The organism is Enterobacter cloacae complex sp. 309I3 (genome assembly GCF_050031595.1).
Taxonomy (GTDB): Bacteria; Pseudomonadota; Gammaproteobacteria; order Enterobacterales; family Enterobacteriaceae; genus Enterobacter; species Enterobacter cloacae.
Map to the genome: position 1 here is coordinate 3,435,869 of NZ_JBLGWI010000001.1, position 12,943 is coordinate 3,448,811.

At 53.9% G+C, this 12,943-nt stretch carries 10 protein-coding genes; 1 reads left to right on the forward strand and 9 read right to left on the reverse strand.

Annotated elements, in window-relative coordinates:
- Positions 1–6: 6 nt before the first annotated feature.
- From nuoI to lrhA, 9 genes are all read right to left on the reverse strand, one after another.
- Positions 7–549: an NADH-quinone oxidoreductase subunit NuoI gene (nuoI, locus tag ACQG22_RS16385; protein WP_003861491.1), complete on the reverse strand. Its 543-nt coding sequence runs from the start codon at positions 547–549 to the stop codon at positions 7–9.
- A 13-nt stretch (positions 550–562) separates the two neighbouring features.
- Positions 563–1,540, reverse strand: a complete 978-nt coding sequence (nuoH, locus tag ACQG22_RS16390) for an NADH-quinone oxidoreductase subunit NuoH (protein WP_013098104.1) — start codon at positions 1,538–1,540, stop codon at positions 563–565.
- Complete coding sequence (gene nuoG, locus ACQG22_RS16395; protein ID WP_146257256.1) at positions 1,537–4,260, reverse strand: NADH-quinone oxidoreductase subunit NuoG; 2,724 nt, start codon at positions 4,258–4,260, stop codon at positions 1,537–1,539. Before nuoG ends, nuoH begins: the two co-directional genes overlap by 4 nt.
- Positions 4,261–4,314: 54 nt before the next feature.
- Complete coding sequence (nuoF, locus tag ACQG22_RS16400; RefSeq protein ID WP_003861487.1) at positions 4,315–5,652, reverse strand: NADH-quinone oxidoreductase subunit NuoF; 1,338 nt, start codon at positions 5,650–5,652, stop codon at positions 4,315–4,317.
- Complete coding sequence (gene nuoE, locus ACQG22_RS16405; RefSeq protein WP_003861486.1) at positions 5,649–6,149, reverse strand: NADH-quinone oxidoreductase subunit NuoE; 501 nt, start codon at positions 6,147–6,149, stop codon at positions 5,649–5,651. Before nuoE ends, nuoF begins: the two co-directional genes overlap by 4 nt.
- Before the next feature lie 2 nt (positions 6,150–6,151).
- Positions 6,152–7,954 carry an NADH-quinone oxidoreductase subunit C/D gene (nuoC, locus tag ACQG22_RS16410; RefSeq protein WP_013098106.1) on the reverse strand — a complete coding sequence of 601 codons (1,803 nt, stop codon included), beginning with the start codon at positions 7,952–7,954 and terminating at the stop codon, positions 6,152–6,154.
- Positions 7,955–8,043: 89 nt separating this feature from the next.
- Positions 8,044–8,718 (reverse strand): NADH-quinone oxidoreductase subunit NuoB, encoded by a 675-nt coding sequence (gene nuoB, locus ACQG22_RS16415; protein WP_003861482.1) that lies wholly within the window; start codon positions 8,716–8,718, stop codon positions 8,044–8,046.
- Positions 8,719–8,733: 15 nt separating this feature from the next.
- Entirely contained in the window at positions 8,734–9,174 is a 441-nt protein-coding gene (gene nuoA, locus ACQG22_RS16420) for an NADH-quinone oxidoreductase subunit NuoA (RefSeq protein WP_014171000.1), read from the reverse strand.
- A 630-nt stretch (positions 9,175–9,804) separates the two neighbouring features.
- Positions 9,805–10,743, reverse strand: a complete 939-nt coding sequence (lrhA, locus tag ACQG22_RS16425; protein ID WP_029881734.1) for a transcriptional regulator LrhA — start codon at positions 10,741–10,743, stop codon at positions 9,805–9,807.
- 946 nt (positions 10,744–11,689) lie between these two features.
- On the opposite strand from lrhA, the gene alaA reads away from it, so the two are divergent.
- The gene (alaA, locus tag ACQG22_RS16430; protein ID WP_013098109.1) at positions 11,690–12,904 is read left to right on the forward strand and encodes an alanine transaminase AlaA; all 1,215 of its coding nucleotides are present in this window, start codon (positions 11,690–11,692) and stop codon (positions 12,902–12,904) included.
- The last annotated feature ends 39 nt before the right edge of the window (positions 12,905–12,943 follow it).

Here is a 12,943-nt window from a genome sequence, read left to right on the forward strand (position 1 = left end):
CTCTCCTTACGGTAACAGGCTCTTGACGTCGATAGGCTTGGCTTCGTTCTCTGCTTCGCCCTTATCTTTGCCGTCGATTGCCATACCCGCCATCCGGTAGAAGTTATATTCCGGGTATTTGCCCGGACCGGAAATCAGCAGATCCTCTTTCTCGTACACCAGGTCCTGACGCTTGTACTCACCCAGTTCGAAGTCCGGGGTGAGCTGAATCGCCGTGGTTGGGCACGCTTCTTCACACAGACCACAGAAGATGCAGCGTGAGAAGTTGATGCGGAAGAACTCAGGGTACCAGCGGCCGTCTACCGTCTCTGCTTTCTGCAGAGAGATACAGCCTACCGGACACGCTACCGCACACAGGTTACAGGCAACGCAGCGCTCGGAGCCGTCCGGGTCGCGCGTCAGCACGATACGGCCACGGTAGCGCGGCGGCAGATATACCGGCTCTTCCGGGTACATCCGGGTTTCGCGTTTGGCAAACGCGTGCAGGCCGATCATCCAGATACTGCGTACCTGGGTACCGAAGCCTACCAGTAATTCTTTTAAGGTCATGGTCTTTAGCCCCTTATGGCTGCTGCCAGAGAATGACAGCCGCCGTTACCAACAAGTTGACGAGCGTCAGCGGCAGGCACACTTTCCAGCCGAAGGACATTACCTGGTCATAACGCGGACGCGGTAACGCTGCGCGAATCAAAATGAACATCATCATGAAGAACGCGGTTTTCAGCGCGAACCAGATGAACGGCGGTAAGAACGGGCCATGCCAGCCACCAAAGAACAGCGTTACCATCAACGCGGAAATGGTGACGATACCGATGTACTCGCCCACGAAGAACAGACCGAATTTCATACCGGAATATTCAATGTGGTAACCGTCGGCCAGTTCCTGTTCGGCTTCTGGCTGGTCAAACGGGTGACGGTGACACACCGCCACGCCCGCGATAGCAAAGGTAACAAAACCAAAGAACTGCGGGATAACGTTCCAGATGTCGGCCTGGTTGTTAACGATGTCGGTCATGTTGAATGAACCGGCCTGCGCCACCACGCCCATCAGGGAGAGCCCCAGGAACACTTCGTAGCTCAGCGTCTGCGCGGAAGCACGCATCGCACCCAGCAGCGAGTATTTGTTGTTACTGGACCAGCCTGCGAACAGTACCGCGTAAACCGCGAGACCTGCCATCATCAGGAAGAACAGAATGCCGATGTTCAGGTCAGCCACCACCCAGGTCGGGCTGACAGGAACGATAGCAAACGCCAGCAGCAGCGAGGTGAAGGCGATCATCGGTGCCAGCGTAAAGATCACGCGATCCGAGAAGCGTGGGATCCAGTCCTCTTTGAAGAACATCTTGATCATGTCCGCGACCAGCTGGAGTGATCCCCCCCAGCCAACGCGGTTTGGTCCATAACGGTTCTGGAACAGACCAAGCAGACGACGTTCACCAAAGCTCATGAACGCACCACAGGTGACCACCACCAGCAGAATGACAATCGCTTTCAGAATGCTCAGCAGGATGTCGATAAGATCCGGCGTTAACCAACTCATGCTTTTGCCTCCTGCAGGTTATCAAGACGCGCACCCGCCAGTACCGGCGCGATGCCAGGCATACCCATCGGCAGACCGACCTGCCCTGCTGTCAGGCTTTCAGAGATAATCAGCGGCAAGCTGATGGTCTGGCCCTCGTAGCTAAAGGCAATGTTCGCACCCGCGTTCACGCCAAGCTTCGCGGCGTCTGCCGGGTTGAGCTTGATGTACGGCTGCGGCATACGCTGCTGGAATACCGGTGAACGCTGGGACAGCTCGTCGCTACCAAACAGATGGTAGTACGGCGCAATACGCCAGCAACCGTCCTGCGCCTGGAAGCTCGCCGGAACGGTGGTGAAGAAGTCCAGACCGGTTTCGGAGGCTTCAATCAGACGCACGCCCGGATCGCCGTGACGCAGTGAACCGCCCACTTCCGCCTGGAACTTGTTCCACGCCTGCGGGGAGTTCCAGCCCGGCGCCCATGCGAATGGGATCTGTGAACGCGGCGCAGACGGCTGGTTGTTCCCTTCCATGGAGAAGGCGAACATGGTGTCTTTATCCTGCGGCTGACGCGGTTCGTGCACGCTGATATTGGCACGCATCGCGGTACGGCCACTGTAACGGTGCGGTTCACGCGCCAGTTTCTGGCCGCGAATACGGAAGCTCGCTTCAGGCGCAGCATCTTTAATACCCGCCAGCTGAGGCAGTTTTTCGACTACCGCATCGATAACGTGGTCGAGCTGCGTCCAGTCCACTTCACGGCTCTGCACGGTGCTGTGCAGGGAGTGCAGCCAGCGCCAGCTTTCCAGCATCACGGTGTTGCTGTCGTAGTACGCCGGGTCATAAACCTGGAAGAAACGCTGTGCGCGGCCTTCGTTGTTGATAACCGTACCGTCGCTTTCTGCGAAGCTTGCCGCAGAGAGCACCAGGTGCGCTTTATCCATAATCGCGGTGCGCTGATGGTCGATTACCATCACCAGCGGTGCTTTAGAGAGCGCAGCGTCAACGCGCGCGGCAGAGGCATGGCGATGCAGGTCATTTTCCAGCACCACAACGGCGTCAGCAGCACCGGACTCCAGTTCGCTTAACGCTTCTTCCAGCGAGCCGCCGCCAATCATACCCAGACCGATGCTGTTCACCGCACGGGCAATCATGGTGACACCAACGTCCGCACCGCGGCCTTTCAGGGCTTTGGCGACGTTCGCTGCAGCCTGAATGATCTCGGCGCTACCGGCGTTAGTCCCGGAGATAATCAGTGGTTTCTTCGCCCCCACCAGCGCCTGAACAATCACGTCGACTTTGCTTTGCAGGTCACGATCCAGTTCAACGGCCGGAGAGTTATTGTCCAGCGCATGGGCAATGGCAAAGCCAAGACGCGCCTGATCTTCAACCGGCGCGCAGTAGGTCCACGCGGCGATATCGTCCAGACGGGTGTTGTCGACGTTCGTCACAAACAGAGGATGCTTCGCGCGCTGGCCGATGTTAAGGATTGCCGCAATCTGCCAGTCAGCCACTTTCTGTGCCGCTGCCATTTCACGTGCTTTACCCTTCACAGCCTGGCGAACCGCCAGAGCCGCGCGAGCGCCGGTCTGCGTCAGATCTTCGCCCAGCACCAGAACCGCATCATACGATTCGATTTCGCGCAGCGCAGGGGTATGAATACCGCCTTCGCGCAGCACTTTCAGTACCAGCTGCAGACGTTCCTGCTCGCCCTGAGCGATACCGGTGTAGAAGTTTTCCGCCCCCACCAGCTCACGCAGCGCGAAGTTGCTTTCGATGCTGGCACGCGGGGAGCCGATACCGATCACTTTCTTCGACTGGCGCAGAATATCTGCCGCACCCTGCATCGCCTGTTCAGCGTTCAGGGTGATAAAGTCGTCGCCACGGCGCTGAACCGGCTGACGCGGACGGTCTTTCAGGTTCACATAGCCATAGCCGAAACGACCGCGGTCGCACAGGAAGTAATGGTTTACGGTACCGTTGTAACGGTTTTCGATACGACGCAGTTCGCCGTAGCGCTCACCCGGGCTGGTGTTACAGCCCAGCGAACACTGCTGGCAGATGCTTGGTGCAAACTGCATGTCCCACTTACGGTTGTAACGCTCGGAGTGAGTTTTATCGGTGAATACGCCGGTCGGACAGATTTCTACCAGGTTACCGGAGAATTCGCTCTCAAGCGTACCGTCTTCCGGACGACCGAAGTAGACGTTGTCATGTGCGCCATACACACCCAGATCCTGACCGTCTGCGTAATCTTTGTAGTAACGCACGCAGCGGTAGCAGGCGATGCAGCGGTTCATTTCGTGAGAGATGAACGGCCCCAGGTCCTGGTTACGGTGCGTACGTTTAGTAAAGCGATAGCGACGGAAGCTGTGACCGGTCATTACGGTCATATCCTGAAGGTGGCAGTTGCCGCCCTCTTCACAGACCGGGCAGTCGTGCGGGTGGTTGGTCATCAACCATTCCACAACGCTTTCACGGAACTGTTTTGCTTCTTCGTCATCAATCGAAATAAAGGTGCCTTCGGTGGCTGGCGTCATACAGGACATCACCAGGCGACCACGCGTGTCTTCCGCGTTTTGATATTGCTTCACCGCACACTGGCGGCAAGCACCGACGCTGCCCAGCGCCGGATGCCAGCAAAAGTACGGAATATCGAGGCCAAGAGACAGACAAGCTTCCAGCAGGTTGTCCGCCCCGTTGACTTCGTATTCTTTGCCGTCTACATGAATCGTAGCCATTAGCATGCTTCCAGTTGTCTCGAATTGCTTCGAGCGTTAATCAAAATTCTGTTTTTACCAGCGTGCTTTCAGCAGGTTCGGCTGAATACCATTGATTGAATGGGTATTGCTGAACGGCTGCTTGATGCCTGCTTCGAATTCGTCGCGGAAATATTTAATCGCGCTCTGCAGCGGCTCGACGGCACCCGGTGCGTGGGCACAGAAGGTTTTGCCCGGCCCTAAGAATCGACACAGTTGCTCAAGTGTCTCGATATCACCAGGCTGGCCTTCGCCGCGTTCGATAGCACGCAGGATCTTCACGCTCCACGGCAGACCGTCACGGCACGGTGTACACCAGCCGCAGGACTCACGGGCGAAGAACTCTTCCAGGTTACGCACCAGCGAGACCATGCCGATCTCGTGGTCGACGGCCATCGCCAGCGCCGTACCCAGACGGCTGCCTGCTTTACCAATGCTTTCGAATTCCATCGGCAGGTCAAGGTGGGCTTCGGTCAGGAAGTCTGTCCCTGCCCCACCCGGCTGCCAGGCTTTGAATTTCAGGCCATCGCGCATGCCACCGGCGTAGTCTTCAAGAATTTCGCGGGCGGTGGTACCGAACGGCAGTTCCCAGACGCCAGGGTTTTTCACGCGGCCGGAGAAGCCCATCAGCTTGGTACCGGCATCTTTGCTTGAGGAGATGCCCTGATACCACTCCACGCCGTTGGCGAGGATAGCCGGAACGTTACACAGGGTTTCGACGTTGTTCACACAGGTCGGTTTACCCCACACACCGGAGCTTGCCGGGAACGGCGGCTTGGAACGCGGGTTCGCACGGCGGCCTTCCAGGGAGTTAATCAGCGCGGTCTCTTCACCGCAGATATAACGCCCTGCACCGGTGTGCACGAACAGCTCGAAGTCAAACCCGGTGCCGAGAATGTTTTTGCCAAGCAGGCCCGCTTCGGTCGCTTCGGCAATCGCGCGACGCAGGTTTTCCGCCGCTTCGATGTACTCACCGCGCAGGAAGATGTAACCACGGTACGCTTTCAGCGCGAACGCGGAGATCAACATGCCTTCCACCAGCAGGTGCGGCAGTTGCTCCATCAGCAGACGGTCTTTATAGGTACCCGGCTCCATTTCATCCGCGTTACACAGCAGGTAACGGATGTTCATGGATTCATCTTTTGGCATCAGGCTCCACTTCAGACCGGTGGAGAAGCCCGCGCCGCCGCGACCTTTCAGACCCGACTCTTTCACCGCGTTAACGATGTCGTCTGGCGCCATGCCGCCCAGGGCTTTACGCGCCCCGGCATAGCCGTTTTTGCTCTGGTATTCGTCGAGCCATACCGGCTGTTTGTCATCGCGCAGACGCCAGGTCAGCGGATGCGTCTCAGCAGTACGAATTACAGTTTTCATTTGTACTGCTCCAGCAGGTCAGGAATGGCTTCCGGCGTCAGATGGCTGTGAGTATCCTCATCAATCATCATGGTCGGCCCCTTGTCGCAGTTACCCAGGCAGCAGGTTGGCAGCAGAGTAAAGCGACCATCGAACGTGGTCTGGCCCGGCTTGATATTGAGTTTTTTCTCAATCGCAGCCTGAATGCCCTGATAACCGGTAATGTGGCAGACAACGCTGTCACAGTAGCGGATCACATGGCGGCCCACCGGCTGACGGAAGATCTGGCTGTAGAACGTGGCTACGCCTTCTACGTCACTGGCCGGGATACCCAGCACTTCTGCGATCGCATAGATCGCCCCATCCGGCACCCAACCACGCTGTTTCTGTACGATTTTCAGCGCTTCAATGGACGCCGCACGCGGGTCTTCGTAGTGGTGCATCTCGTGCTCAATGGCGGCACGCTCTGCTTCACTCAGCTCAAAAGCCTCGGTTTGTGGTTGTTGATTCTCGTGCATAATTAGCGGTCCACATCTGACATAACAAAATCGATACTACCCAGATACACAATCAGGTCGGAGACCAGACTGCCGCGGATGGCGGACGGGATCTGCTGCAGGTGCGCAAAGCTCGGCGTACGCACGCGGGTACGGTAGCTCATGGTGCTGCCGTCACTGGTCAGGTAGTAACTGTTAATACCCTTGGTCGCTTCGATCATCTGGAAGGATTCTTGTGCCGGCATGACCGGGCCCCAGGAAACCTGCAGGAAGTGGGTGATCAGGGTTTCGATATGTTGCAGCGTGCGCTCTTTCGGTGGCGGCGTCGTCAGCGGGTGATCCGCCTTGAACGGGCCTTCCGGCATGTTGTTGAGGCACTGCTCAAGGATGCGCAGACTCTGACGCAGCTCTTCTACTTTCAGCATCACGCGGGTATAGCAGTCGGAAACACCGCCGCCAACCGGGACTTCAAAGTCGAAGTTCTCATAGCCAGAGTAAGGACGCGCTTTACGCACGTCGAAATCAATACCGGTCGCACGCAGGCCAGCACCGGTGGTCCCCCACTCCAGCGCCTCTTTCGCGCCGTAGGCAGCAACGCCCTGGGAACGGCCTTTCAGGATGGAGTTACGCAGCGCGGCTTTCTCATACGAGGCCAGACGTTTCGGCATCCAGTCGAGGAATTCACGCAGCAGACGGTCCCAGCCGCGCGGCAGATCGTGTGCTACACCGCCGATACGGAACCAGGCCGGGTGCATACGGAAACCGGTAATCGCTTCCACCAGATCGTAAATTTTCTGACGGTCGGTAAAGGCGAAGAAGACCGGGGTCATCGCGCCAACGTCCTGAATGAACGTGGAGATGTACAGCAGATGGCTGTTAATACGGAACAGTTCTGACAGCATAACGCGAATCACGTTAACGCGATCCGGCACGGTGATGCCTGCCAGTTTCTCAACGGCCAGCACGTAAGGCATTTCGTTTACGCAGCCGCCGAGGTACTCGATACGGTCGGTATACGGAATGTAACTGTGCCAGGACTGACGCTCGCCCATTTTCTCAGCACCACGGTGGTGGTAACCGATATCCGGAACGCAGTCGACAATCTCTTCGCCATCAAGCTGAAGAATAATACGGAATGCACCGTGCGCAGACGGGTGGTTTGGACCGAGGTTGAGGAACATGAAGTCCTCGTTTTCGGTACCGCGCTTCATGCCCCAGTCTTCCGGCTTGAAGGTCAGCGCTTCCATCTCCAGATCCTGCTTGGCTTTGGTCAGCTCAAACGGATCGAATTCAGTCGCACGTGCCGGGTAGTCTTTACGCAGCGGGTGGCCGGTCCAGGTCTGCGGCATCATGATGCGCGTCAGATGCGGGTGGCCGTCGAAGGTCATACCGAACATTTCCCAGGTTTCACGCTCGTACCAGTTGGCGTTCGGGAAAAGTTTGGTGAGCGTCGGCAGATGCATGTCGTTTTCAGACAATGCCACCTTGAGCATGATATCCGTATTGCGGTCTATTGAGATCAGGTGGTAGAAAACGGAAAAATCCGCAGCAGGGAGACCCTGGCGGTGCGTGCGCAGACGTTCATCCATGCCGTGTAAATCAAACAGCATGACGTAAGGTTTTGGCAATTTCTTGAGGAAATCGACAACTTCCAGCAATTGTTCACGCTTCACCCAAACAACGGGTACCCCGGTGCGGGTCGCCTGAACAGTAAAGGCATCCGGCCCAAAACGGTTGCGCAGTTCGCCAATGACGGGGTCATCCAGATGATCCCGGGTCTGCCAGGCGGCTTCTTGCGCGGTTAAGTCGGTCATATTGTTCACCATTGCAAATGGTCCGTGGTGACTGTTAAGCCTGGCTTCGCGCTATTTGAGTAGTGATATGCGAAGGTGTTCTCCAGGCCCACAGGCGCAAATTAAATTTCGTCAGGCGTACGCAGGTTGGTGACGGCAATACGTTCACCACGTTTACGCTCGCGCTCAGACTGCATGTTCGCGCGATAGACACCCTGATCGCCAACAACCCACGACAGCGGGCGGCGTTCTTTACCGATAGACTCCTGCAGCAGCATCAGCGCTTGCATGTAAGCTTCCGGACGTGGCGGGCAACCGGGGATGTATACATCCACTGGAATAAACTTATCTACGCCCTGCACAACGGAATAAATGTCGTACATACCGCCAGAGTTTGCACATGCGCCCATGGAGATAACCCATTTTGGCTCCAGCATCTGGTCATAAAGACGCTGAATAACCGGTGCCATCTTGGTAAAGCACGTACCGGCCACCACCATCAGGTCAGCCTGACGTGGGGATGCACGCAGTACCTCTGCCCCAAAACGCGCAACGTCATGCACCGCAGTGAATGACGTCACCATTTCAACGTAGCAGCAGGAAAGGCCAAAGTTGTATGGCCAGATGGAGTTCTTACGACCCCAGTTGACCATATCGTGCATGGCATGTTCGAGCTTGCCCATGTACACGCTTTTATTGACTTCTTGCTCCAGGGGGTCGGTTACGATCTCCTGTTTTTGCAGGGGGTAACGGTCATTCTCACCGTTAGGATCTATGCGGGTGAGCGTATAATCCATCTTATTGCCTCGCTGTTACTGCTGACGATTAGAGATACTGTTTTCCGGGTTGATGTGTTCACGACGTGAACGCGCAGGCGTCCAGTCAAGCGCGCCAATACGCACCAGATAAACCAGACCGGCCAGTAGCACTAAAATGAAAATTGCGGCCTCGACAAAGCCTACCCAACCACTTTCGCGGATGGAGGTCGACCATGCGAAAAGGTAAAGCGCTTCCACGTCAAAGATGACGAAGAACATGGCTACCAGATAGAACTTGGCAGACAGGCGTAAGCGAGCGGAACCTACTGAATCAATACCTGATTCGAAAGGGGTGTTTTTGTGCCTTGCGCGGGCGCGACCGCCCAGGAACCAGCCGCCGACTAACATCAGGCAGCACAGGCCAATGGCTACAATAAGAAAGATTGCGAATGCCCAGTGATGAGCGATGACTTCTGTGGATGTTGACATACTCATTGCTTACTCATCAAAAGTGATACCAACGACACTGCTCTTGCTGGCAGATGGGCATCACATCGATTCATGGGGAGGAACAAATAACCTTACACTAACTGTCAGAAATGAGACGTAGACAGCAAAATGATGGGGTTTTTTACTCCTTTCTATAACCTATTGTCAACTTTAACAAAGGTTTCTTCACATTAAATTACATCGAGCGATTCTCATTAACATTTGGTGCCCTTTAACCCTGGTGGTTACCTGACTTTTCGTCAAATGCATGTTGTTGAATCGTGTCCGTTTTGGAAGTAAAAAAAATAACCCTCCTATTTTGACAGGATTTGCCAACGATTCCTCCCCCTAAATGGGAGTATTTTCTTGATCTGAGACACGCTTTTGTTAATTCAACCAGTAAAACGGCAACATCTTTCCTGTTTTATTAACATGCCTGGCGCGGGAAGGAAGTGAGAAAAGAATTTGTTCAGACTTTAATCAACTGTATTTTACTCATTGATAATTAAGAACTCTTTTCATTTAACTCGCTTTAGCGGAGAGAATTTGTGCAAAAAAAAAGCCACTCCATGCGAAAATCGCGCGAGTGGCATTTTTTTACACTTACATTTTGTTACCAGAATTTTGAGCTCTCGATCACTCAAAGTCACCTTCAACGATCAGGGAGTCATCCCCCCCTTCGTGGGTAACATGCTCGAACTGCCACGGGTTATGGTAGTTCTCCATTGCTTCGAACACCACTTTCGCCAACTCGTTGTTACTGGACGTGTTGTGGCACAGCAGATACTCCGTATCCGGCAGCGGAGGGAGTCCATCGGATTTTCCCAGCACCCGCAGATCCGGGCTCATCATCTCCACCGGACGCGCCGTTACGCCAAGGCCGGCTTTGACCGCTGCGCGAACGGCAGGCAATGTGGAGGCCACATACGCCAGTCGCCACGGAATGTTGGCCTCGTTGAGCGCCGCCAGCACCATATCGCGGAATGGGCTCGGATCGTCCAGTAAGACCAGAGGAACCGGCTCGCCTTGCTGAAGCACATATTCCGCCGCGCAATACCAATGCGTAGGAGACGTTCGCAGCGTCAGGCAATTAAATTGGCCGGGACGATGCGTGGTGACCACGAGGTCAACCTCGTTCTCTTTTAACATCTCAATCATAAAAGCATTACGCTTCACGCTAACATCCAGCGCAAGCTTCGGATAAACCGAACTGATTCGATTAAGAAGGAACGGCAATATAGTATCCGCTGACTCATCAGATGCACCTAACGTTAGCACACCCTGAAGGTTGCTAAACATTAATGACATACATGCTTCGTCATTAAAGCGAAGTATTTTCCTGGCATAACCCAGTAGCTGAATACCGTGTTCCGTTAAGAGCTTATTACGGCCATGACGGGCAAAAAGCTCTTTACCAACCAGTTGTTCCAGACGCTGCATTTGCTGACTGACGGCGGACTGGGTTCGGCAAACTGCGGCAGCAGCTGCTGCAAAAGTGTTGAGGTCTGCGACCGCAACAAACGTTCTCAGCAGATCGAGGTCGAGATTCATTATCGGACGATTTGCATTTATCATATCTATTCACTTTCAGGTTGCTCGTGCGGAGCTGCCCGGGTTGAAGCTGTGTGTAACAGTTAAGCAATTCCTTCTGGAGTTTTCCCTCGCATCCCGGCCCGGCAGACTGCCTGACAGATAGTTATTGTGCTGCTTTAGTGTATATATCAACAGTCAGAAAGCACGTTTCATGACGTTATTTTTATTCTCTTAAACGTTCAGGATATTTAGATGATCGCAGGTTAATGTAAATTACATTAAAGGTATGACACCTTTTCTGCCATCTTTATCGCAGCGCTGTCAACGTTGCAGGTTGTGCTTTGCACACGCCAGCCAGAGATAACTCCAACAATAACAATCAATTAATTCAGAAAATCAGGGCAAGATATACAAATCACATACGTCTTTCCTCTGCTTTCCTTAAAGACATCTTAACTCAAATCCACTTTATTTATAAGTCTTATCGCAATATTCAGGATTAAAGGTTGTTGTTAGGCTTCTAAACTAATTTTATTAAAATTAACTAAAGTTGCATTTTGTAGGTTAATAATAAATAAATTTTAATTTAGATTAAAGCCAATCATTAATAACACTTAACATTAATTTCACATGAGCAACTTTTAACCAAAGCCTGCTATTACAGCGTGATCTATTGAAGCACTCAGATTTTACGAAAAGTCACTCAGGTAAACTTCCGCCTTAACCCTGGCCGCTATTTTATTTTTAATAGCACAATATGCAACAAAGATTAAAATTAACAGCACAATTAACCTAATAAAACGCTTTCATGCATAACTTTAGACCAGAAAATTTCAACGCAGGCAGCGAAAGAGATTCAACAGAATTTTTTCTATTGCACAAAATCTTCTTCTGTTTACCCTTCAAAACGAAGCGAGGGGGGAGTACATTGTTCCGTGCTGACTTCCACGGCAGGGAGCGGCAATAATAGCGAAAAGGTTAAAGGTTCATGTCCCCTATCGAAAAATCCAGCAAGCTAGATAACGTCTGTTACGACATCCGTGGCCCGGTTCTCAAAGAGGCAAAACGCCTGGAAGAAGAAGGCAATAAGGTTCTGAAACTCAACATTGGTAACCCTGCGCCGTTTGGTTTTGAAGCGCCGGATGAAATCCTGGTTGATGTGATCCGCAACCTGCCTACTGCACAAGGCTATTGTGATTCAAAAGGACTCTACTCCGCACGCAAAGCCATTATGCAGCACTACCAGGCACGCGGTATGCGTGACGTTACCGTTGAGGATATTTATATCGGCAACGGCGTCTCTGAGCTGATCGTGCAGGCCATGCAGGCATTGCTGAACAGCGGCGACGAAATGCTGGTACCCGCCCCGGATTACCCGCTGTGGACGGCGGCCGTATCACTCTCCAGCGGTAAGGCGGTGCACTATCTCTGCGACGAATCCTCTGACTGGTTCCCGGACCTCGATGATATTCGTGCAAAAATCACCCCGCGTACGCGCGGCATCGTGATTATTAACCCGAACAACCCGACGGGTGCCGTCTACTCTAAAGCGCTGCTGATGGAGATCGTGGAGATCGCCCGTCAGCATAACCTGATCATCTTCGCTGATGAAATTTACGACAAGATCCTGTATGACGCCGCGCAGCACCACTCTATCGCCGCGCTGGCGCCAGACCTGCTGACCGTCACCTTTAACGGCCTGTCTAAAACTTACCGTGTGGCCGGTTTCCGCCAGGGCTGGATGGTCCTCAACGGTCCGAAAAAACATGCGAAAGGTTACATTGAAGGGCTGGAGATGCTGGCTTCCATGCGTTTGTGTGCCAACGTTCCGGCCCAGCACGCGATCCAGACGGCGCTGGGCGGTTATCAGAGCATCAGCGAGTTCATCGTGCCCGGCGGCCGCCTGTACGAACAGCGTAACCGCGCCTGGGAGCTGATCAACGACATCCCTGGCGTCTCATGCGTGAAGCCTAACGGTGCGCTTTACATGTTCCCGAAAATCGACGCGAAGCGCTTCAACATTCACGATGACCAAAAAATGGTGCTTGATTTCCTGCTGCAGGAAAAAGTGCTGCTGGTTCAGGGCACGGCCTTTAACTGGCCATGGCCGGATCACGTTCGTATCGTGACGTTGCCGCGCGAAGACGACCTCGAAATGGCCATCAGCCGCTTCGGGCGATTCCTCTCCGGCTACCACCAGTAACACAATCATTCTGCCGGGTGGCGCTACGCTAACCCGGCC

What these genes read in the sequence shown, in the direction of transcription:
- nuoI (WP_003861491.1), bottom strand. Translation starts at nt 549, where the DNA reads ATGACCTTAAAAGAATTACTGGTAGGCTTCGGTACCCAGGTACGCAGT.
- nuoH (WP_013098104.1), bottom strand. Translation starts at nt 1,540, where the DNA reads ATGAGTTGGTTAACGCCGGATCTTATCGACATCCTGCTGAGCATTCTG.
- nuoG (WP_146257256.1), bottom strand. Translation starts at nt 4,260, where the DNA reads ATGGCTACGATTCATGTAGACGGCAAAGAATACGAAGTCAACGGGGCG.
- nuoF (WP_003861487.1), bottom strand. Translation starts at nt 5,652, where the DNA reads ATGAAAACTGTAATTCGTACTGCTGAGACGCATCCGCTGACCTGGCGT.
- nuoE (WP_003861486.1), bottom strand. Translation starts at nt 6,149, where the DNA reads ATGCACGAGAATCAACAACCACAAACCGAGGCTTTTGAGCTGAGTGAA.
- nuoC (WP_013098106.1), bottom strand. Translation starts at nt 7,954, where the DNA reads ATGGTGAACAATATGACCGACTTAACCGCGCAAGAAGCCGCCTGGCAG.
- nuoB (WP_003861482.1), bottom strand. Translation starts at nt 8,718, where the DNA reads ATGGATTATACGCTCACCCGCATAGATCCTAACGGTGAGAATGACCGT.
- nuoA (WP_014171000.1), bottom strand. Translation starts at nt 9,174, where the DNA reads ATGAGTATGTCAACATCCACAGAAGTCATCGCTCATCACTGGGCATTC.
- lrhA (WP_029881734.1), bottom strand. Translation starts at nt 10,743, where the DNA reads ATGATAAATGCAAATCGTCCGATAATGAATCTCGACCTCGATCTGCTG.
- alaA (WP_013098109.1), top strand. Translation starts at nt 11,690, where the DNA reads ATGTCCCCTATCGAAAAATCCAGCAAGCTAGATAACGTCTGTTACGAC.